The 22,352-nt window shown below is 41.0% G+C and carries 24 protein-coding genes; 7 read left to right on the top strand and 17 right to left on the bottom strand.

Annotated features, from left to right (window positions below):
* Positions 1-73 precede the first annotated feature (73 nt).
* Positions 74-541, top strand: a complete 468-nt coding sequence (locus tag J2T13_RS14580; RefSeq protein ID WP_429372455.1) for a MarR family winged helix-turn-helix transcriptional regulator — start codon at positions 74-76, stop codon at positions 539-541.
* An 84-nt stretch (positions 542-625) separates the two neighbouring features.
* Here J2T13_RS14580 and J2T13_RS14575 read toward each other — a convergent pair whose 3' ends face one another.
* The 8 genes from J2T13_RS14575 to J2T13_RS14540 all read right to left on the bottom strand — a co-directional run bounded on the left by J2T13_RS14575 (position 626) and on the right by J2T13_RS14540 (position 7,059).
* Positions 626-766, bottom strand: a complete 141-nt coding sequence (locus J2T13_RS14575) for a hypothetical protein (RefSeq protein ID WP_429372453.1) — start codon at positions 764-766, stop codon at positions 626-628.
* Positions 767-773: 7 nt separating this feature from the next.
* Positions 774-2,249: an MDR family MFS transporter gene (locus J2T13_RS14570; RefSeq protein WP_429372476.1), complete on the bottom strand. Its 1,476-nt coding sequence runs from the start codon at positions 2,247-2,249 to the stop codon at positions 774-776.
* Positions 2,250-2,397: 148 nt separating this feature from the next.
* Complete coding sequence (locus J2T13_RS14565; RefSeq protein WP_429372451.1) at positions 2,398-2,961, bottom strand: GNAT family N-acetyltransferase; 564 nt, start codon at positions 2,959-2,961, stop codon at positions 2,398-2,400.
* Positions 2,962-3,196: 235 nt separating this feature from the next.
* Positions 3,197-3,628 (bottom strand): disulfide oxidoreductase, encoded by a 432-nt coding sequence (locus J2T13_RS14560; protein WP_429372449.1) that lies wholly within the window; start codon positions 3,626-3,628, stop codon positions 3,197-3,199.
* A gap of 3 nt (positions 3,629-3,631) precedes the next feature.
* On the bottom strand, positions 3,632-4,372 hold the full coding sequence (locus J2T13_RS14555) for a DsbA family protein (RefSeq protein ID WP_429372448.1): 741 nt from the start codon (positions 4,370-4,372) through the stop codon (positions 3,632-3,634).
* 121 nt (positions 4,373-4,493) lie between these two features.
* Positions 4,494-5,357, bottom strand: a complete 864-nt coding sequence (locus J2T13_RS14550; RefSeq protein WP_429372446.1) for a VOC family protein — start codon at positions 5,355-5,357, stop codon at positions 4,494-4,496.
* A 385-nt stretch (positions 5,358-5,742) separates the two neighbouring features.
* Complete coding sequence (locus J2T13_RS14545; RefSeq protein WP_429372444.1) at positions 5,743-6,597, bottom strand: hypothetical protein; 855 nt, start codon at positions 6,595-6,597, stop codon at positions 5,743-5,745.
* Between the two features lie 153 nt (positions 6,598-6,750).
* Positions 6,751-7,059, bottom strand: coding sequence for a hypothetical protein (locus tag J2T13_RS14540; protein WP_429372442.1), 309 nt, complete (start codon positions 7,057-7,059; stop codon positions 6,751-6,753).
* 193 nt (positions 7,060-7,252) lie between these two features.
* On the opposite strand from J2T13_RS14540, the gene J2T13_RS14535 reads away from it, so the two are divergent.
* Positions 7,253-7,732 (top strand): GAF domain-containing protein, encoded by a 480-nt coding sequence (locus tag J2T13_RS14535; RefSeq protein WP_429372440.1) that lies wholly within the window; start codon positions 7,253-7,255, stop codon positions 7,730-7,732.
* 197 nt (positions 7,733-7,929) lie between these two features.
* On the opposite strand, the gene J2T13_RS14530 is transcribed toward J2T13_RS14535, so the two are convergent.
* The 4 genes from J2T13_RS14530 to J2T13_RS14515 form a co-directional block, all read right to left on the bottom strand.
* Positions 7,930-8,355 (bottom strand): TipAS antibiotic-recognition domain-containing protein, encoded by a 426-nt coding sequence (locus J2T13_RS14530; RefSeq protein WP_429372438.1) that lies wholly within the window; start codon positions 8,353-8,355, stop codon positions 7,930-7,932.
* Positions 8,356-8,608: 253 nt separating this feature from the next.
* Entirely contained in the window at positions 8,609-10,576 is a 1,968-nt protein-coding gene (locus J2T13_RS14525; protein WP_429372437.1) for an endonuclease MutS2, read from the bottom strand.
* Between the two features lie 579 nt (positions 10,577-11,155).
* Positions 11,156-11,761 (bottom strand): nucleotidyltransferase family protein, encoded by a 606-nt coding sequence (locus J2T13_RS14520; protein ID WP_429372435.1) that lies wholly within the window; start codon positions 11,759-11,761, stop codon positions 11,156-11,158.
* Between the two features lie 162 nt (positions 11,762-11,923).
* Positions 11,924-12,667 carry a GTP pyrophosphokinase gene (locus J2T13_RS14515; RefSeq protein ID WP_429372433.1) on the bottom strand — a complete coding sequence of 248 codons (744 nt, stop codon included), beginning with the start codon at positions 12,665-12,667 and terminating at the stop codon, positions 11,924-11,926.
* Positions 12,668-12,923: 256 nt separating this feature from the next.
* Between J2T13_RS14515 and J2T13_RS14510 the strand changes: the two genes are divergently transcribed.
* Together J2T13_RS14510 and J2T13_RS14505 are read left to right on the top strand one after the other, a co-directional pair.
* Entirely contained in the window at positions 12,924-14,294 is a 1,371-nt protein-coding gene (locus J2T13_RS14510) for a transcriptional regulator (protein WP_429372431.1), read from the top strand.
* Positions 14,291-14,419 carry a hypothetical protein gene (locus tag J2T13_RS14505; protein ID WP_429372429.1) on the top strand — a complete coding sequence of 43 codons (129 nt, stop codon included), beginning with the start codon at positions 14,291-14,293 and terminating at the stop codon, positions 14,417-14,419. The genes J2T13_RS14510 and J2T13_RS14505 overlap by 4 nt, the downstream gene beginning before the upstream one ends.
* Before the next feature lie 103 nt (positions 14,420-14,522).
* Here J2T13_RS14505 and J2T13_RS14500 read toward each other — a convergent pair whose 3' ends face one another.
* Positions 14,523-15,158, bottom strand: a complete 636-nt coding sequence (locus tag J2T13_RS14500; protein ID WP_429372427.1) for a pentapeptide repeat-containing protein — start codon at positions 15,156-15,158, stop codon at positions 14,523-14,525.
* Positions 15,159-15,282: 124 nt separating this feature from the next.
* On the opposite strand from J2T13_RS14500, the gene J2T13_RS14495 reads away from it, so the two are divergent.
* Positions 15,283-15,540, top strand: coding sequence for an aspartyl-phosphate phosphatase Spo0E family protein (locus J2T13_RS14495; RefSeq protein WP_429372425.1), 258 nt, complete (start codon positions 15,283-15,285; stop codon positions 15,538-15,540).
* An 11-nt stretch (positions 15,541-15,551) separates the two neighbouring features.
* On the opposite strand, the gene J2T13_RS14490 is transcribed toward J2T13_RS14495, so the two are convergent.
* Positions 15,552-17,321, bottom strand: coding sequence for a glycoside hydrolase family 13 protein (locus J2T13_RS14490; RefSeq protein ID WP_429372423.1), 1,770 nt, complete (start codon positions 17,319-17,321; stop codon positions 15,552-15,554).
* A gap of 117 nt (positions 17,322-17,438) precedes the next feature.
* On the opposite strand from J2T13_RS14490, the gene J2T13_RS14485 reads away from it, so the two are divergent.
* A complete protein-coding gene (locus J2T13_RS14485) occupies positions 17,439-18,719 on the top strand; it encodes an ArsB/NhaD family transporter (RefSeq protein ID WP_429372421.1) in 1,281 nt (426 codons plus the stop codon).
* A gap of 105 nt (positions 18,720-18,824) precedes the next feature.
* Here the strand turns inward: J2T13_RS14485 and J2T13_RS14480 are convergent, their stop codons facing one another.
* The 3 genes from J2T13_RS14480 to J2T13_RS14470 all read right to left on the bottom strand — a co-directional run bounded on the left by J2T13_RS14480 (position 18,825) and on the right by J2T13_RS14470 (position 21,497).
* Positions 18,825-20,009 carry an oxalate decarboxylase family bicupin gene (locus J2T13_RS14480; protein ID WP_429372419.1) on the bottom strand — a complete coding sequence of 395 codons (1,185 nt, stop codon included), beginning with the start codon at positions 20,007-20,009 and terminating at the stop codon, positions 18,825-18,827.
* Between the two features lie 165 nt (positions 20,010-20,174).
* On the bottom strand, positions 20,175-20,540 hold the full coding sequence (locus J2T13_RS14475) for a zinc ribbon domain-containing protein (RefSeq protein WP_429372417.1): 366 nt from the start codon (positions 20,538-20,540) through the stop codon (positions 20,175-20,177).
* A 27-nt stretch (positions 20,541-20,567) separates the two neighbouring features.
* A complete protein-coding gene (locus J2T13_RS14470) occupies positions 20,568-21,497 on the bottom strand; it encodes a hypothetical protein (RefSeq protein WP_429372415.1) in 930 nt (309 codons plus the stop codon).
* A 169-nt stretch (positions 21,498-21,666) separates the two neighbouring features.
* Here J2T13_RS14470 and J2T13_RS14465 point away from each other — a divergent pair, with 169 nt between their 5' ends.
* A complete protein-coding gene (locus J2T13_RS14465; protein WP_429372413.1) occupies positions 21,667-22,317 on the top strand; it encodes a peptidylprolyl isomerase in 651 nt (216 codons plus the stop codon).
* Positions 22,318-22,352: the final 35 nt, after the last annotated feature.

The following is a 22,352-nucleotide window of genomic DNA, read 5'->3' as shown; positions in this document are numbered from 1 at the left end:
TCGTATTCACTTAATATTAAAGTACAAATACTAGATCCCAAGATATTCTATGAAGATAAAGGCGGTGAGAAGTATGATACAGATCCAAGAAATGGATACCCAATTATCTCTGCATTTGTACCGTGTATTTGCTAAATCATTCAAGAGTGTGAGTGAACACGCCGTAACAGGTAGTAAAATTGAAGGCTTCAACCCGACTGCCTTTGCCGTAATGGAGGTTCTGTATTACAAAGGACCACAACCGATTCAACAAATTGGTGCAAAACTATTACTACAAAGCGGTAATGTCACGTACGTTATCGATAAGCTGGAAGAACGTGGTTTCCTATTTCGTAAGCCTTGCCCTACCGATCGCCGCGTTATATTCGCTGAACTTACGCATGAAGGTGAACAATTGATGAATGCGTTATATCCTAAATTTGCCGAAAGAATTCATCGGGCGTTAAGTGGGCTAAATGCTGAGGAAAAAGATCAGATGATCTCACTTCTCAAGAAAATGGGACTTCAAGCAGAACGTTTATCTCCCTCCATGCGAAAGTGAAATCTCATGGACCTCTAGAAACATCTGAGAACAATTCTTACACACTAAGTGATCCTTATAACGAACAAGAACAAAGGGAGTGTCCTAAATGCCTTGAATCAGGCATAGGACACTCCCTTTGTTCTTTGTATGAGCAAGCGATAGCTTATGAATGGATGTTCCAAGAATGGTTGGCCAGAAGAAGGTCAACTTATTGAAGCATCCCTCTGGCCGACTTGTACCCATGTGTAATTTAGCCCCTCACCTGCTTCTCCTCTTTCTCTGGAGAAGGCGGAACATTGCGAAGCCCCATAACAATAAAGAAACTAATCACTGCAATGACTGCCATGACGATAAACAGAGAGTGTAGACTGCCTTCCATCACATGTCGCATCGCACTCCATAACGACGCTGGAACCTGTTCGCTACCTTCAGGAGTAAGTAATCTATTAATATCTTCCTGCGTTACACTGCCTGTCGTCTCTGGATTATCATTCAGTAATGCTACAATCTTCAAATTGATCCAAGAACCAAATACAGCCACCCCAATCGTCTGACCCAACGAGCGCACAAATGTATTCAGTGCAGTTGATGAGCCTCGAAGGTTATACCCGACAGAAGACTGGGCGATAATCGTGAATACCGTTGAAGAATACCCAAATCCTATACCATAAATAAATGTGAACGTTAGCAGTATATAGCTAGGCGTATCTCCCGTCATCATCGCAAGGCCCAACGCTCCGATCACAATGCCTCCAATACCGATCATTGTCGTTTTCCGAGAACCGGCTGTGAGTAATAGCTTAGCACCTGCTACAGATCCCAGCATCCAACCGATAGACATCGGGGCCATTGCTAACCCTGAGAAGGTTGCATTCCTCCCCATCACCCCTTGTATCCACAGAGGTGTATAAGTTGTGAGCCCAATAAGAAGTGAGCTGATCAGTAGATTAGCTCCTGCTGAGACAGCAATGTCACGAATTCGGAATAATTTCAGCGGGATCATAGGTTCTTGAGCTCGCTTCTCCACGATAAAGAAAAGGATGATAAAAATAACAGCAATGAAGAGACATCCAATTAATAGAGGTGAATTCCACTCATAATATTGACCTCCAGTTGCTAATGAGAACAACAACACTGTCATACCGATGGTAAAGGTAATCGCTCCAGCAAAATCAATCTTCGTCTCTCTTTTGACATTGTGCTTAGGTAAGTAACGAGCAATAAGCAGTATGGACAAGATCCCGAATGGTACATTAAATCCAAAGATCCAGCGCCAACTCCAATAGTCAACGAAATAACCCCCGAGCAGAGGTCCTACTAAAGAAGATATCCCCCATACTGAACTAAGAAGTGCTTGTACTTTACTTCGCTCTTCTATCGGATATATATCTCCAATAATCGTAAAGGTAACTGGAATCAGAGCCCCCGCACCGATCCCTTGAATCGCCCGAAATACAATCAATTGTTCCATGCTCTGTGAGAATCCACACAGTAGCGATCCTATGATGAACAATAGAGAACCTATTAAGAATACAGGTTTACGACCATATATATCACTGATCTTTCCAAAAATAGGTGTAGTGACGGCCATCGTTAGGAGATATGCCGTAAAAATCCAACTCATGAGTTGCATACCACCGAAATTGCTTACAATGGCCGGGCCAGCGGGTCCTGTAACGGTGCCCTCAATGGCGGCCATGAAAGTTGAGAGTAGAATCCCAACCATAATGAGACTTCGTTTGTTTTTTGCTAATGAATTCACGTCTTAAATCCCCTCTGTATTCATTTACCGTATTGTATTGTACCGCAAATATGACATGAAAGTATGTGAAATTTGATAATCGTGACTCTTACCAACTCCTACGAGCTCCCTTTTATTGTTGTTCCCAGTCCTTACGCAGTAAAGAATAAACATGAACATCTCGAAATCCATCCGGTGTATGCCGATATTCTCGTAAATTCCCCTCTAAGATAAAGTGCAGCGAAGTGAATAACCTACTAGCACGAGCATTACTAGGATCAACTAAGGCTTCAATCCGATTCAGTCCCATCACTTCAAAGCCAAATTGTATAATTAAATCCAGTGCTTCGTTCATATATCCCTGACCCCAGAATAAGCTGGACAACTCACATCCAATCTCGCCGCGATAAGCGCCTTCTAACTGCCACATATTGAAGCCGCAACTGCCCATCCAGGCACCACTCTGCTTATCTACAATCCCCCACCGTATCCCATCCTCAGTGGTAGATAGACGATTAAGAAATATAATCATTTCCTTAGCCAACTCGATGGTCTCAAGCTCTGGAATACCTGAGTATTCACGAACTTCAACCTCTGACCAACAGCGTAATACAGCCCCCGCATCATCGAGTTCTAATTGACGAAGGATCAGCCGTGCATCCTCCAACTGCGGAATATTCCCACCACATATGTACATTGATGATCAGCGCCTTCCATGGTTCATATTATCTGTTTCCCAACTTCACACATCCACTTCAACACGTATGACAACCCGTCTCCTACTCTGGAAGGGTAACGATAATTACGCAAATCGATTTAGATCCATCGGCGATTATGAAATTGATTCAAGTGAAACTTATACTTTCTTATATTTCAAAAAAACAGCTACCGTCGAATTCCCGACGATAGCTATCTAGTAATACATACAACATCTATTCTTCTTCCTGTCTCTCTCTACCCACCCATAGCAATCCTATCATCGTTACAAATGCAATCAATGCTAACAGTGGAATCGTAATAAATCCGAACCAGTTCAAGTAGTCCACATTACAAGGAACACCTACCGTACAGGGCGCTATCTTAGCAAATGCAGGAACTTGCTGTTCCAAGTAGTGATAGATCGAAATACTCCCACCAATAATGCTCAAAGGAAGTAAATACGGAACAATACTTCGGTCATTCTTATAGCTAGCAATAGCTAAAAGAATGACTTGAGGATACATGAAAATCCGCTGAAACCAGCAGAGTCTGCAGGGTTCATAATGCAGTACCTCACTTAGATATAAACTTGAGCATGTCGCAATTACACAGACAAGCCAAGCCAGATAGAGGGAATAGGTTCTGAAGAATCCTTTGCCTTTCATCGGTTATTTCTCCTCTTTGATCGCATTTGCCGATGCTACTGCATCATCAACTGCCTTAGTCAGAGATTCATAAGAACCGTCACCATCTAACTTCTGTCCATTTATATAAAGCGTCGGTGTACTTCTTATATTTAAAGATTGTGCAATCTTCATATGCTCATCCACTTCTTTTTGGTACGTCTTATCAGCAATATCCTTCGCAAGCTTATCATAATCAATATCAAGGTTCGCTTGACGAGCTAGTTCCACTAAGTATTCAGGTGTTGCCCACTCTGTCTGTTCATTCCCTTGATTATCATACAATACATGATAATACTTCCAGAATTCCTCATTGTTCTGATGATACACCGCCTGAGCAGCTAATGCGGCTGTATTAGAGTCCGCTTCTGGGCTAATGATAAGATAATTCATGTAATAGAAAGAGACAATTCCCTTGTCAACGTAGTCCTTCACAATTTGAGGTTTAAACGACTGACTGAACCCTTGGCAGGCTGGGCATTTATAATCACCGAACTCTACGATCTTGACAGGTGCATTCGTGTCACCAATGACGGGTAAATTCTCGTAGGCGAAATCAGATGATTTTTCATTTGAACTTGGTTTAATAACAAGAAGTAAGATAACAAGTACTACGATACAAGATCCTGTAATCCACATTATTTTCTGCATACGTTTTCTCTGTAATTCCTGTTGTAGCCTACGCTGTGCTGCAGTATTTATATTTACCTTCTTTTTGGGTTGCATAAACCTTTCCCAGCCCCTTTTCTCACAAATGAAAGGGAAGCAAATCATTTGCCTCCCTATGAATGTTTGATATAACTATAAGTTACTAACTAGAACCAAGTCAAACACTAGATTAGGATGTTTAATTCGTTGCAACGACTAACACAATACCATTCCCAGCAGGATCTTTGACGAACACTCCACCATATCTTCGATCAGTAGGGATTCCAGCGGACTTAAGTTCATTCTCGATCCCACTAAGGTCCCCTTTATTAGGAACAACAATGGTAAAAAATCTTAATCCCACCGATCCTTCGGGTGGCGTCGGCGCCCCTGCACCAGCCCATGTATTAAGACCAATATGATGATGATATCCTCCAGCGGATACAAACAATGCCTGATCACCATAATAAATGGTTGCATCAAAACCTAGTATATCCACATAAAATTCCTTTGATTTCTGAATATTAGCAACATGAAGATGAACATGACCCATAACGGTACCTAAGGGTAACCCACGCCATACATGTTCTCCCGCGTCAGCGAGTACACCTTGAACATCCATTGGATCGCTCATCGTAGCGAATTGTCCTGCGCTATCACGTGTCCATTGTTCACGAGGTCGATCCGCATAAATCTCGATTCCGTTCCCATCAGGGTCGGATAAGTATAACGCTTCACTAAACTGGTGATCCGAAGCTCCACTAAGTGGATATTTGGATTCGATAAGATGAAGAAGAGACTGTCCAAGACTTCTACGATCTGGAACAAGAATAGCAAAATGATAGAGTCCTGTTGTATGCCTAGGTTTCGCTACTGCTTCTTGATGTTGCTCTAGAACGAGCAAAGGATGAACCCCATCTACTGTCAACGATACTGTCTCCGCCTCTTGTACTAATATGCTCAAACCAATAACCTCCTTATAGAAAGTTATGGATCGATTTAAATCTTTTACTTTTAATTGGACATAACCGATGGATGTCGCTTGATTTAGTGGATAGCTCATATAATCTCCTTTCGTAAACCAGCATTAATTAATTACTTTATGTAAGTAAGTATATATTAATAACGTTTAGCTATAAAGTTATTTCATATAAAAAAAGTAACTGCATTACCCCCTTCAATAACTCTACTACTTATTTTATAATGGACAGGACAATTGTTTTTCATGAACGCACGAATGAGAGGGGACAACCTACGATGGCCATGATTCAATGCCACTTTTATGCACTTGTATACGCTTCACTCACCGAGCAGTGCAGATAGATTGCCACCAACAAGAATAAAGCCGAAAAAAGCAACGGTCTGTTAGGGACCCTTGCTTTTTTTGAGACTAATGGGTTTGAATCCACGCCATCGAGCAGACTGGTGCTTTTATTCTATCTTACTGCTTACTTTTGAAATACATCTTTCCGGACTTGCTCCACCTTGCGCTCTATTGTCTCCAATTGTGTCAATGCAGCTAGTGGATCAAATATTTGTAGTTGTTCTACTGTCTTTATATTAACGTCCATCTGATCTAATTGGGCTTGAATTGCAGCCGATGTAGAATCCCTATTCTCAACAGATGCCTTTATGTCTTCATTTAAGCTACTGACTTGTTTCTTAATGGCATCCATTCTCTGTGTCACCGTGCGATCAGCCTTCACCACAACGTCAACTTGCGTCTCTTCGACCTTCACACAAGTCTGCAATCTATTTCGCTCCGTAACAAAATGCTCATACGAAGCTTTGAGAGCAGATAGATGGGTTGCTGGGATTTGCACCGTGGACATTTCAGATTGAATTCGTGAAAGTTCAATCATGATATTAGACAGCCTTTCAACGATCCCTTCAACCATCTCACCCGTAGTCCCTTGGGATATTCCATTAAAAGTTTGAATAGAATCCAGTGTTCGATTGACTTGTACCATCAATTCAGCAAGGTCCGAACGAACTTGACTTATTTGTTTACGCCTCGAATTACCCAATCCAAGGATAACGACTATGATTCCTAACACGACAAAAACAATCAAACTTCCCAGACCTATAAGAACAGCTCCAGAGGTAGGAATTCGGTTGGGAGAATTGTCTTCATTAGGTTTCGGCTGCGTATGTGATGCAGACATATTATTGGATACTAATTCATTCGCAGAAGAAGACAATGACGACACTTGACTCGCTGTAATGGATTCTGTATCCGCAAAAACACCATTAGCCATAAATAAACTACTTAACATCATCAACAACACAATACTTTTCTTCAATTTTATTCACGCTCCAATCTATACTCAAACTTTCAATACCAGTATATAACATATAGGCATATAAACTCTTCTTTTGTCCTCAGAAAAATAAAACCGACCGATCATATTGGAGAAGATCGGTCGATCCATATCTTTACACAGATATGTAAATCATTATGCCTTCGTACTTGTGGTCTTATCCTGATCAGATATATCTAATACTTCATCACAAAGTTCCTTCAACATCTTCTTAATATCCTTGAATTCGGCAATACCCAGTCCAGTCATGCTATATTCATCTCCATGGGAAGTGAGAAAATTCAACTGATTCAATTTTTCCATCTCCAACTTCACTTCACGCTCTCCAATTTTATAACCTTGACGTTCGAGTTCTGGCAACATATCGTAAATCTTTAGATTGTTTTCCTGAGCTTGAGAAAGCAAATGAATTCTGATAAATAAATTTTGAACTTCTGCATGCATGTACTATTCCCCCTCCCTTTCACCTTGAAATTAACCTTGTATTCCCAAAATTAATTACCCTACTATGCTCAGCTGGAAACACTTTTTTCTCACCTTAGCGCTCTCCTAACGTATATTCCACTTGACGACAGGGGCTGTGCTGTACTACTCTTTTATAATTAACCAGTGGTTTATAAGGAAGGTGGCGTGTCTAATGTTTCAAGCGATTCCCTACGAGGGCGACCGTGGCTATCAATTCTTAGCCGTATTAGATCAATTAAAATCTCTTATTCATGATGAACCTAGCTCTATCGCTAATTTAGCTAATGCCTCGTCTTTACTTAACTTGTTTATGAAGGACACGAACTGGGTTGGCTTCTATTTATTTGATGGCAAGGAGCTCGTACTCGGACCTTTCCAAGGGCTTCCTGCCTGCATCCGTATTCCCTTAGGTCGCGGTGTTTGCGGAACAGCTGCTGCCGAGCGCCGGACACTCGTTATCGATGATGTTCATGCCTTTCCTGGTCATATTGCTTGCGATGCGGCTTCCAATAGTGAGGTTGTGGTGCCGATCATTAAAAATAGTGAACTGTATGGGGTACTAGATATTGATAGCCCGCTTAATAATCGATTTGATGATGAAGAACGCCAATTTCTAGAGCAATTCGTAGATATTCTTTCAGCTCATTTATAAGTTTCATTATTAAAGCTACGATTAACATACATTGGCTATTTTCAGCAGGCACGGATTATGAACTAGAGCCAAAAATAGACCTCCAAATCCCACTTATTGTGAGATTTAGAGGTCTATTTCAAAGAAAAATTCGACATAGAAAGCTCTCTCCATATTTACCGCTAAATGCGGACTTTCTACCCTGCGCAATAATAGTCTTATTTCAAATTCCGCTCAGCGTATTTCTTCATTCCATCACGAAGAAATTCAGCAAGTTGAGGGTGGTAAGCGTCATAGAGCTTTTTGAAATCCGCTTGTTCAACATATAGGTCTCCTAAACTGCTATATACTTCTGCTGAAGGCGTATAGAATCGCTTAATTGATTCAAAATGATGGGCAATAACCTGCTGTGCTTGTGGGCTATTCGGTGTAAGACCTGCCTCAATAACGCCTTTTAATTCTAAATTAATTCCCTCGACCTGTGCTTGTGTCTCTAAATAGTCCTCTTTCGTCCATTGTTGCATCTTCTGTTTACTCTCATCCATCGTAACCTCTGAATTATCTACATACCTAGTCAGAATATCTTGTTCATACTCCTCTTGGTTCTGTGGATCATACGCTTGATTCATTCCTTCAAATTTCATATGTCACTCTCCTTTTCCCTTACATATTCACTACGAAACATCCAGTGATATATCTAGGTCATGATTGATGATGGATGATCGTTTATTGTTTACCTCCCTGATGAATATAGAGTCACCCCTCTCATAATGCTTCTGGCGCAACTCCATATCGACTCAGGGAGAAATTTATTGGCTCAAGTTGCCTTCAGTCACTTATACCCTTCTCACGATAAATGAACCTTTTAATTTGGTAACAATACAGTCATTGTTCATATTATTGATCAGGTTCTTGAATAACGGTAAGTCCATCTACGTGTTTACGTTCCATTACTCTCAACTTCTTTCGATTTTCTGTAGTCTCAAATATAATGTTCATGTCGTAATCTTCAGGGTATAGCTCACTTTTCTCAATAAATAACTTCAACCGCTTCTTATTGACCTTTACCTTATGTGTCTGAATCATGACACCGACCATCCCCATAGAATCCTCTAGTTGATAGACGATTCCAGTCTTCCCATAAGTGCTCACATACACACTATCTCCTACTTCGAACCTTCGTAAGTGAACCGCACTCTGCGGATGTTCTTTAAGGTTATGTTTCTTATGGTATTTAGGGTTGCCTTGGGGCTGAATTTGGACTGACTTGGATTGCGAATCGACACTCGAATTTCCCTTGGCATATCCATGTTGTTGCCCTTCGCTACTAAGGCTCTCCTTCTGTCTAGTCACAATATGTTGCGAACGTTCGACAATACCTTGACTCATCCCTAGTTTTTTGGCTATTTCAATAGCATAGCTACGCCCAGCTTCACCAATGGTCAGACGATATAAAGGCTCTAATGTTTCCACATCGAACTCCATACGTGCATTCTGAAACCCTTCGGTGTGTGAAGCAAAAGTCTTCAGTTCATTGAAATGAGTCGTCACCATGATGCATGCTCCTCTACGATTCAACTCTTCTAGGATAGCAATCGATAATGCCATTCCCTCACCAGGATCTGTTCCAGCAGCAAGTTCATCAATGAGAAGTAGAGTCGAATGATCCGCTGATTCCACCATATGAATTAATCGCTGAATTTGAGCAGAAAAGGTACTGAGAGACTGCTCGATACTTTGTCCGTCTCCAATCACCGTCATCACTTTAGAGAACACAGCGAATGTACTACCCTGATCAACGGGTACCAGCAATCCTGATTGCACCATCAATGTAAGTATCCCAAGTGTTTTCAACGCAACTGTCTTACCGCCCGTATTAGGTCCAGTAATAATAAGTGACCGATAACCTTCTCCCAGAGCCATATCAAGCGGAATCATAGTCCTGAGCAGTAATGGATGTTTCGCCCCGTATATCGCCATGTTCCCATTCGCATTCAGCAGAACGGGAACCCCTCCGATCGACCTCCCATATTTCCCTTTAGCTATAATGAAATCATACGTCCCCGTAATTTCGATATTCAATTGGATATCGGTAGCTGCCGATTCGACCAGACTGGTTAGTTCATAGAGTACAATCCCCTCCTCACGAGATTCGTCAGCTTGAATCATACTAAGCTCTACATGCAGATATGCGATTTCCTCAGGTTCTATATATACCGTCTGCCCACTTGTAGATTGGTCAAGTATCGATCCCTTGATCTGTTTGTGATACTCTTTCCTCACCGGAATGACATACCGTCCATTTCTAACACTTACTAAGTGCTCTTGTAGAATAGCTTGATGTCGACTTAATATCGAGCTCAGCTTTTTCTGGATGCGATCTTTGACCACAAGCATTTTCTTACGGACACGCTCTAAATCCTTACTAGCTTGGTCGGTCACTTTCCCGTGCTGAATACAGCGATCGATTTCAGTTCTCAGCTTCGTCAACTCACTTAATGAAGACGCATAAGTACTGATTACTGGAGCAATATGCCCCTTTGATGCCATATACCGCTTTAACTGACTACAGCTATTCAAGAAAGTCTGAATAGCGACAAGATCCTGTTCGGTGAACATGTATCCTGTATGCAGGAGGGATACTACATACTCTATTCCATCCAATGATGGCAACGGGATACTTGCTCCCTTCTCTAGCAGCGCTCTTGCCTCTTCTGTTTCTTCCAAAGCTCGTTGTATCGATCTAAGCTGATCCGTTGGCTTAAGTTCCTCAATTAGCCGTCTACCTTCATAAGAAACAGCGTATTCCAGTAATTTTTCCTTCATCTTGTCATATTCCAACATTGCTAATGTTACATTGTCCATGGTGTACATGAACCTCCTTTGTTCTTTCTTAAATGATGAATAACAAAAAAGGGCAAAGAATTGACGAGTGTCATTCTTTGCCCTTAAAATCCTACTGTTATTTCTTCTGTAAACCCAAAGATACGCAGACCATCACCTAAGATAGGTGCTGCATGTTACCTGTACCGATGAATGAGTAGAGCGTACATAATGAAGCTATTACACTCTAACAAAATACAAAAAGACGTGCTCACAAGAGCACGTCTTACAGTGTGAATGAAGTGATAGCGCTACATTGAGCCTATCTAAACTTCACACCTGTATGGTTACAAAGAAATAAACAGCCAAAGGCGCCGTTTGATGCTTCGCGTGTTCTTAACTATTCCAAGACCGATCCACAGACATAAGAAAATAAACTCGCTCTCACAAGCGAAAATTTCTTGTCGTAAATACAGTCCATATGGAGTTAGGTTAGTTAAGAACATTCCCCGTCATCAAAATTTCTCCCCTTTGGTTTGGATGACACTAATTTACCAATTCAAAGACTAAAAGTCAATCATCTATACTACGTTCTTCACGCTTATCATTTAGGGTTCCTTATCATTTAGGGTTCCTGCTCACATAAGCTTCATATTCCTCTGGTGTATCAATATCCTCAGGCATATCCGATTGCACTGCTACCCATTGAATACTCTCCTGATAAGCTCGCAACACGTTCTTTGCTCCATAGTCTCCTTCTAATTGCAGTAATTCAGGAAAAAGTGCCTCGTCGAATAATACGGGATGGCCTGGACGATCCGTATACTTCACTTGAACGATAGAACCACCCTTAGCTTGATAATGTTCCACCACCTGAACGATCGTTCGACTATCCATATCTGGCTGATCTCCCAGAATGATCAATATAGCCTGTGGCCGTTGATGTTGAATAAGATGTGCCACACCAGCCCGGATCGATGAGCTGAGTCCTAATTGGGATTCATTATTCTCAATCCATTCCACACCTAAATCTTGAACGTGTTCATGCTTAAATACACTATCCTTACCCGATACAATGGCTACGTGTCCTTCAATAGCCGTGATTGCGGCAGTCGTAACACGACGAATCATACTCTCTCCGGCAATAGGAAGTAACAACTTTGGGCTTCCCATACGATTCGAGCTCCCCGCAGCCAAGATGAGAATCCACACATTATTTTTCAGCATATGTATTCTCCTTTACAACTGATGATGTCATTGTTGTACCTTTTCATCATTATAATCTAACCTTATAATCTAACCTAAAAACAGCAAAAAAAACGAGCCTTTAGAATCGCTTCTAAGGCTCATTTAAATCTAATTTCCCCACCAACAGGCATCTCTTACCAACTATTGTCCATCCTTAAGGAGCTTAAGAAACTCCATGGGTACGGTAAATTGCTGATTGTTGATCATAATACGTCTTAATTCTTCATCCGAAGCATCGGACTGCGCATCTTTGATCTCTTGGATTTCATGATGGAGTCGTTCCATCTGTAAATCCAATGCATTCGCAGAGTCCGCAGCATTCTTCAACTCCTGAATTAGACGATCAGGTACGGATTCATTATATTTATAGAAAATTTTATGCTCAAGACTTGCCCAGAAATCCATCGCGATCGTCCGAATCTGAACTTCTACACATACATGCTCTTCGCTGTCTGATAGAAACACAGGAACTTCAACCAGCAAATGAAGGCTCTTATATCCGTTAGGTTTAGGATTCTTAATATAATCCTTTACCTCTAGAATTTTGAGATCAGCCTGATTCTGTAGCATTTCACTAACCTGATAGATGTCTGAAATAAAAGAACAGGTAATCCGCAGACCCGCAATATCCTTAATATTACTCTTTATCCCATCAAAGGATAATTCATAATTCTTACGAAGCATCTTGTTCACAATGCTCTCAGGCGATTTCAACCGCGATGTAGTGTTTTCGATTGGACTATAGTCATGTAAAGATTGGAACTCTTCTTTCAATATTTCAACTTTCGTCTCTATTTCATCCAAAGCGAATTTATAGATCATCATAAATCGAGTAATGTCATACTTAAATTTCTTGAGTTGTTCTATCTGATGTTGAGCATTCATTCCTAATCTTCCTTCCATGGTTAACGATTGATAATAGTTGTAGCCGCCCTTTGCTTCAGTATAATCATCATTCAGCGCAATTTCAATTTCAGTGAAACTCTTCCCAACAAATAAAAGGATAAATTATATATCGTGTTACCAAACATATACAAAGAAAATATATGAAACCAATTGACCTACGTTCAAATTATGGTTATATTTGTAATATAATAGAAAAAATCACATTTTATATACATGTGAATAAGGAGTGGTGTAAGTGAACGATACAACCACGATACGCACGGAGCTAGAAGACTTCATTCAACGGAATGGATTAACCTATAGCCAATTAGGAAAAAATGCCGGGTTAAATGCGGGTACGGTGAGTTCAATTCTTACCGGAAATCGGGTCATGGCTGTCGATCAATTAGATCGAATGACTTCGGTGCTGGAACTGCCCTCAGGCCATTTCTATGAGCAATATATCCAAGAATGCATGATTGAAGCTGTGCCAAATTGGCGTAGAATCAGACCCTTATTGTACAACTGCGCAGAGCTGGACAAGCTAGACTGTATTCGCCAGATCGTGCAACTATTATTGGACAATTTAACCTATTCGCCTTTGTTATTTGAAGTCGCGGAAGATTTCTTCCAAACGGACAAACACGCGGCCGCAGCGATACTCTATGAAAGTGTAGCCACAAGTGAGCGACGCCAGCATTCAGAACGGTTGGCCTTCTGCCAGTACCGGTTGTTTACCCTGCGGTTAGGAGACAATCAGGAGCTTAATCTTCGGGCTGCTCTCCAGTTTGAGCCTTTCGTGGACCGACTTGATATCATCGACCAGCTTGATGCCCTGAAAGATTTAGCCAATACATATCGATCATTGCTTAAGTGGGATAAGGTTGATGAAGTAGCTCAAGAAATGGAGCACAAGGCCACTATTCAACTCTTCATGCCTGATAAGCTGATTAGAAAAGGAAAGGAACCTCAGAAGAAGCCAATCAGACCGCTGTTTGTATATCTGACCTTCTCTAATCTGCTTCGTGGAAGCGTGTGTGATGCACGGGGCGATTATGAGCTGGCATTACAATATACGTATACTTATGTAGATTTAAGCTGGGTGAAAGAAAAAGATGAAGAAACTCTGCATTGGGTCAATCTATTTATAGGATGGGCACAGGCCAATATTTACGTAGCTAAGCTCCTATCTGGAGATGTTAGCGTGCTTTCAGATTACGTATCCTACATTGAACAGAATACAGACGAAATACTTACGGGTCTCTTAAACATCACAAAGGCCGCTAACCGATTTGATATCGATATTGATAATATACTCAGACATTTTGAACCCCAGATCATCTCTTATGTGAAACAACAGCAACAAGCTACAGCTATATACACGCAACAAGTGATATCTGAACAGATTGCCAGTTTTTTTTACGAAATCGCTCATTATTATTTAAGTAAAGAATTATATCTAGATGGATTCAAATATTTATTGGATTCTATGGAAAAGTCTGTTATTATTAGTGATGAGACCCATATTCTCAAATCTGTGAGACTATTTGAAAGATTTCGAGAATTCGCATCTCATGAAACAGAATCAGAATATCAAAATCTATTAATAGAGGAGGAAAACAAATGAAAAGAAAATTGGTATTACTAATAACGGTTACTAGCTTTTTATTTCTACTCGCTATTCCAACTCAGGGCCAATTCAATGATCCTATTATTAAGCCGCTCATTCATGGAGGAGTAAATAACTTCTAAAATGTAAATATATCTACCTAAGACCAGCGCCTTGCGCTGGTCTTTTCTATCTCATAACGTATGCTAGAATAATATCAACTAATATATGAGCTCTAGTTCAATTCTACTTGATTACTAAGCCTAACAGAGGTGTAAACGAAGAAGCCTGCTGCGCTGAAATGATACACCCCTTTAGATCCTCGATCTCCACGTTCAATCCACTGAATTCACAGTTGCTCAGATCAATACCCTCTAATTTTGACCCTGACAGAATAGCCTGATCCATCTGACAATGGGTAAACATCGTTTTATGTAGCATGGATTGAAAGTAATCAGCACTCACTAATGAAGTATCCTCGAACGCTACCTGCTTGAAATCACAAAAGCGAAATGTGGCAAAATCACATACACTATCCAAGACAAGCACATTCTTAAATCTAGCTCTCGCGAAATTTGTCCCCATCATTTTACAACCTCTAAATTCTGTTCGATGAATAAATGCATCGCTAAAGTCAATGTTGGATAGATCGCATCTTTCAAACACCACATCTGTAAGTTCAATACCTGTTAGTGATGACTCTATTATGGTTACATTTTTGAAGACTACCTTCTCAAATGAAACCTTACTAGCATCCTGATATTCTATGATGGCATCACTGATGGAACCTAGACTGAATTCATCTTTGGATCGTAATTCGTGTATCTGTGATAGCACAGGTAAGTCTTCAGGAATCTTTGGTGAGTCGATTTTAGTATTCATGTATGCCTCCCACGTTTTCTTAATTTCATTTTATTTTCATTTCATTTCATATCTTTTACAAAATAATTTTTATCCAAATTTAGACATAAACGCCTAAACTAATGATAAATAGGGAGGGATATGGATGAGAAAAGAAGAATCTCTGGTACACCTAATAGAAACGGCACGACAACAACTCTGCGATCTGGAACAACTATACGGATTAGCGCATTTCAAAGTTCTCAATCAATCCATGATGTTGGACGAGCTCATTAATCAATATAATCGTGCTTATTATGCACAAACAAAAAGCCGATTACCTAGAGGCGGTAACCAACTCGTAAGTGAAGAACTTTTGCCAGATCATTCGCACCCTTATTATAACATCTTCGTGGGTGGGTAAAAATGGTTTAGTCATCTTTTTGTTTTGTCTTGTTTTGTCTTGTTATATTTTTTTTTTTTGTTCTGCGTTGTTGGAGATTGGACAGACTGCTGGGTAGTCATCGTATACACCCTTGCTTCATACGGACGAAGCAACAAAGTCTCTACATGATCCCCACTCCGTGCCGGATAGTTAGAGATCAGTAACTTGCCTATGTTACTCACATTGAGATGTTCCGGTAGCTCAAATACGGATTCTTTTTCAAAAAAGTTCAAAATGATAAGAAGTTGCTCGTTCCCAAGTGTCCTTGTATACGCATAAATATCAGGGTGCAAAGGTAATATTAGACGATACTCACCATACACAATGACCTCATGCTCTCTTCTTAGCTTGATCAGCTTACGATAATAATGATAGATCGAGTTAGGGTCTTGTAGTGCTGCATCTACATTAATGTCTAAAAAGTTAGCATTGACATTGATCCACGGCGTTCCTTTTGTAAATCCAGCATGTTCAGACTTATTCCATTGCATTGGTGTGCGCGCATTATCTCTACTTCTATCCCCTAGAACTTGCATAATTTTCTCTTCAGACATCCCTTGCCTTAGGGACTGTTCAACATAATTTAACGTCTCTACATCCCGATAGTCATCTATGCTTTGCATGCGTATATTGGTCATCCCAATCTCTTCCCCTTGATAAATATAGGGCGTTCCCTCGAGCATATGAATAAAAGTAGCTAGCATCTTAGCTGACTCTACCCGATACTTTCCGTCATTACCGAAGCGAGACACCGATCTAGGTTGATCATGGTTGCACAGATAGTTAGCGTTCCAGCCTTTGTTATGTAGCGTAACCTGCCAATGGCTAATAATCTTCTTAAGCTCGAGTAGTGTCCAAGGTTTCTTATCCCACCTCCCTGTACCTAAGGTTGCCGCATCTAACTTCATATGCTCAAATTGAAATACCATATTGAGTTCACTACGCATATCTCCTACATAATCTAGCGCTTGCTCTGGTCCAATCCCCGAAGTCTCACCAACCGTCATAATGTCGTAATGAAATAATACTTCATTATATAGTTGATTTAATGCTGTATGAACATTCTCTAGATTTGAGAACAATTCATAAGCTTGCACTGTGGGAAGGTTATTCGGATTATCTGCATCAGGCAATCCTTCCGTTTTCACTATATGCGCGATTGCATCAAAACGAAAACCATCGATCCCTTTTTTGAGCCACCAGTGAATCATTTCATGAATACAATCGACTACAGCTTGATTCTCCCAGTTTAAGTCAGGTTGATGCTTAGAATACAAATGAAGGTAATATTCGTCACTCTCCGTATCATATTCCCATACAGATCCACTGAAATAGGACTCCCAATTGTTAGGCGGCCCGCCATCCTTCCCTTTTCTCCAAATATAGAAATCTCGCTTCGGATTGTCTTTCGATGACCTAGATTCAATGAACCATGGATGCTCATCTGAAGTATGATTCAGGACAAGATCCATCATAATCTTCAGACCCCGCTCATGGGCTTGCGTAAGTAGACTATCGAAGTCTTCCATCGAACCAAACTCTGTCATGATGTCACAATAATCACTGATGTCATACCCATTATCATGATTAGGTGATTTATATACAGGACAGATCCATAGCACTTCTACACCAAGATCTTGAAAGTAATCTAACTTCGATATAATCCCCGGAATATCCCCGATTCCATCTCCATTACTATCCATGAAGCTTACCGGGTATATTTGATACACGACACACTCTTTCCACCATTTCTTATTCATGCCATAACTCCTTGTTGTGTATTTCATTATCCTCTATAATGAACTCTATTGATTAACATCCTACCCCTGTGTAGGCTTATTCGCGCCTTGGCAATCACGTAACTATAGGAGGCTTTTATGGAACACCAGACGATTCTAGCCATTGGTATTTTCCTGGTTGTATATGGGTTTATCATTGCCGAGAAAGTTCACCGTACAATTCTAGCTATGATCGGCGGAATACTTATGGTTGTACTCGGCATTGTTGACCAAGAAACGGCACTACATCATATTGATTTCAACACACTTGGCCTACTCATCGGCATGATGATCATCGTCAATATTACAGCCGAGACAGGTCTGTTCAAATACATTGCCATCTTGGCTGCTAAGAAAGCGAAAGGACAACCTGTCCGTATTCTTATTTCGCTTACGCTGATTACAGCACTTAGCTCGGCATTCTTAGACAATGTAACTACCGTGTTATTGATGGTTCCTGTTACCTTCAGCATAACCCGTCAATTAAGAGTTAATCCTTTCCCCTATTTATTTGCGCAGATCCTAGCCTCTAACATCGGTGGGACAGCTACTATGATTGGAGATCCACCCAACATTATGATTGGGAGTGCTGTTAAGGAACTAACCTTTATGGCCTTCATTGAAAATTTAACTCCTGTCATCATCATCATTATGCTTATTATTATTCCTATTCTTGTTCTTATGTTCCGTAAACAATTGAAGACAACATCTGAATTAAGACAGAATATCATGAACATCGATGAGAAGAGTGTGATCACGAACCGCACTCTTCTTATCAAATGTTTAGCTGTGCTAGGTCTGACGATCATCGGATTCTTCGTGCATCAACTAGTACATTTAGAATCGGCCACCGTTGCTTTATCGGGAGCTTTTCTACTCCTTCTTCTGACAGGAGAACATTTCTTAGAGGCAGCTTTTGCCAAAATAGAGTGGACCACGATCTTTTTCTTCGTAGGGCTATTCGTACTCGTCGGAGGGCTCATCGAGACAGGTGTCATAAGCGCCTTAGCTGAACAAGCGATTGCTCTAACAGGCGGTAATATAGCTGCAACATCTCTGCTCGTTCTATGGCTTAGTGCGATCGCTTCAGCCTTCGTGGACAATATCCCCTTCGTAGCGACCATGATTCCACTGATTCAGGATATGGGCACGATGGGCATATCGAATCTTGAACCTGTATGGTGGAGTTTAGCTCTAGGAGCTTGCCTAGGAGGGAATGGAACGTTGATTGGGGCAAGCGCCAACCTTATTGTTGCAGGCATGTCTGCCAAAGAAGGCCACCCCATTACATTTATGCAATTCTTAAAATACGGATTCCCGCTCATGATTCTGTCTATTATGATATCAACGGTATACATCTACCTTCGTTATTTGATGTAATATACCTTGACCATCAAACAAGCCTAAACACAGCCTCTAATCAAGACTGTGTTTGGGGATGACCTCTATTCTTGTTGATCGCTAGCACAATCTGGAAGCTACTCATTAGGTACCGTAGGTATACCCAGGAAATCGCACGACAGGCCACTTCTCCTTACGTAAAGCGTTCATCAACTCAGATCCCACATTCAGATTATCTCGCACTAACTGATCAGGCACTAATGCCATCCATTGCGTTAATGATATATCTGCATAGCGGTTACTTTTGAATACTTCTAAATACCATAATGTTTCCGTACCCGTGTTCTGAATATAGTGTCCGTAACAAAACGGCATATACCCTACATCTCCCGCTCTGATATCAAATGTACGTGCTGTTCCGTCAGCAGCGAAGGCTGTCATCCTTCCAGTTCCAGTCAGAACATACTGCCACTCATCGTTATTAGGATGCCAGTGCAATTCTCTCATACCACCCGGCACAATCTCTACCAAAGCAGCTGCAATTTGTTCTGATACTGGAAAGTTGGTAGAATCCACGATTCTGACTGAACCCCCTGGTGATGTAATGGGGGTCTGACCAAGTAGGTTATGCGTAAAGTTTCTTGTACCGAATGGATCTGGAATGGCAACACTTTCTAGTGGACCGGGTACTTCGGCTTGAAAAATATACTTTTGCTGTGTTGGTATATCTTCAAATGCACTTATAGGCACACCAAAATTGGCGGACAGTACCTCTTTCGGTGTATGTGCAAACCAGTCAGTGATCGTAAAGGTATCTAAATCGGAGAAGTCACCCGCATCAAATACGAGTAGAAATTCGCATCCTTCTTCCAGCCCTTGAATGGAGTGTGGAATCCCTGGAGGGAAATACCACAAATCACCCACACCTACATCTGCAATGAAATTAAGCCCATTCTGATCCACTGCCGTAATTCTGGCTCTTCCTACGGTCATAAAGGACCATTCCACCTGTTTATGCCAGTGTAGCTCCCTTACCCCTCCGGGTGTCAAACGCATGTTAACACCTGCGAGTGTGGTGGCGATCGGGAGCTCCCTTGACGTAATCTGCCTCGACCAACCCCCATGTTTAAGAATCATATTTGTGTCAGAGAACGAGAAGCGTAAGTTCGGCACCGTACCCGCATCGGTTATTGGAGGAACAAGCATATCAGGGTTCTCCAAAGCCCGCAGGATATCTCGTGGTCCAGGGTCCGTGGCACCTGCACCATCTTGTCTTATGGGTTCTGGTACCTCATCAAAGGTCACCTTGAAGTTAATAGGCTTAGCCATATATCACACTCCTAACACACCAATTCATCACAGACATACCCTCTGGAATATATGATGTTGTTAGCATGGTTATGTCTTTCTAATTCGGCTTTAAAGAAACGTAAACAGCGCGTAACCGATTGTGTATCGGCCACGCGCTGTTTATCCAAGTTCCAACAATAAAACCTAGCTTATATCAATGACATCGAACTGATGACCACATGCTGAGCAGAAACGTGTCTCAAGGGCCATCCTTTCTCCACATACGCACTGCTTCTCATCCCCAGCTGACCCCATCTGAGCTTGATTCCGTTGAATCTCATCTTGCAACGTTAGGATTTGCTGAATATAAGGATGTAGCTCTTCTAGGTTAATCGTCTCATCCTCAGTCGTTAGCGCAACAAAAACAGAACGTCCAATTTCTTGATACTGCCTTTCAATTTCCCTATGTTTGGAGCTATTCTGCATTTTGAGGCGGTTCACTTCCACAGCTACCTTGGCTTTATTCCCTGCTTCAGATACACCTGATTTCAGCTTGTCAAAAAAACTCATGTTTATTTTGCCTCCCATATAACTTTATTAGTGTGCCTGCTCGATAATCGATATATATTGCCGTTTCTTACTGGCTAGATCAAGTTCTAGACTAACGTACTCTTCGTCCAGTTGCCGAAGTAGCTGGCTAATTGCCGTTGCTTTATCCTCGACTTTAGACAATGTATCGTTAATTCGTCCCTGTACCATCCAATCCGAAATAAATCCATCAAAGAAGTAATCTGAGAATTTAAGAATCGTCCCAATATCAATATCAACAGACAAGGACATCTGAACATCATGGAGTTCCTTCTCGAATTGGCCCATTGCCCTTCTAGCATTATGGAGATAATCCATGGCCTCATCGATACGATTATGCTTAATATGCGTAGATAACATTCCTCCACCCAGCATATCATAAGTCCCCCAATTGCTGGCAGATTCAAGTCCTTCTATTGCATAATTAAGTCTTTCCATAACAGAAGTCCCAGCATTAATAGCTTCTTTCAATTCCTTTAGCTTAAGAGTTAGATCTGTTTGCGCTTCAGCAGCCTCCATAAGTTCACGATTATGGTGGATAATATATTGTTCCTTCTCACGCATAATCTGCTCATACTCGACTTTCCAGTCGTATATTCGCTCCATATTGTTCCGAATATTCTCCATTTGGTTCTCTATATCTTCCAATGTACGAGCGCTCTCATCATATTTCAATTTCACTTCAAGTACCTCGATTTGTTCACGCTCCAACTTTTCTTCTTTCTTACCGATTATACTGTAGATAAGGTTAGATAAGGTCATACCTGTCAGTTTTTCAACATCATTCTCTTCCTCGCTAAGCTTCTCTTTCCATCTACGTGCTTGCTCCTCTTGTTCAGCGCGCTCAGCCTCTAATAACTCAAGTCGTTGCTCCCATTTCTCGTAGTTACGGCCTTTTTCCTTCACTACAGCGAGCCTAAGATTCAGGTCTTCAAACATGCTCTTACCCCCATTCTGTATTCTTACTTCTCTCCATCTTAAACGTTTCTATTGTATAGAAGTTTCAATTAAGGTACATTTTGGGGCATTACCAAAGGAAAACTAGATTTTGTTGCAAAAAATAGATATGATAAGACAAGATTTGTTATGAAGGAGTGAATAAAATTTCATGAAAAAGAAACGTATATTCTTATCACTAATTATGGTGATGTCAGTAGTCCTCTTGTTAGCTGCTTGTGGAAAGAATGAGACAGCAGCAGAAGAGCAAGTAACAGAACCAACCGAACAGACAGGTCAGACCACCCCTGCACCCATGAGCTGGGACAAGCCACCTGCAATGGAGATTGATATTAACAAGACCTATCAAGCTGAAGTTACAACATCAAAGGGTACCTTTACGATCGATTTATATGCTAAGGATGCACCCCTCACAGTAAACAATTTCGTATTTCTAGCGAAGCAAGGTTTCTATGAAGGTATACTATTTCATCGCATTATGGAATCCTTCATGATCCAGACAGGTGATCCTAATGGTAACGGATCAGGTGGTCCTGGATATTCATTCGAAGATGAGAAGCCCAAACACGAATATGAGCCTGGTATTGTAGCTATGGCAAATGCTGGTGCCAATACGAATGGTAGTCAATTCTTCATATGTACTGGCGCAGATAGTACTGGACTACAGCCTAACTACAATGTATTCGGTAAAATAAGTACAGGCATGGATGTAGTCATGAACATTGCTGCCACACCTGTTGAGTCAGGCGAGGTTCCTCTAGAGAAAGTTACGATCAATGACATCAAGATCACTGAGAAATAACATTCCAATGAACTATCTATTGTAGATTTGCTAAT

Origin of the sequence: Paenibacillus sp. DS2015 (assembly GCF_050433705.1) — a bacterium.
Taxonomy (GTDB): domain Bacteria; phylum Bacillota; class Bacilli; order Paenibacillales; family Paenibacillaceae; genus Paenibacillus_AQ.
The sequence above is the reverse complement of the archived record's forward strand: the minus strand, read 5'-3'. Positions and strand labels throughout refer to the sequence as shown.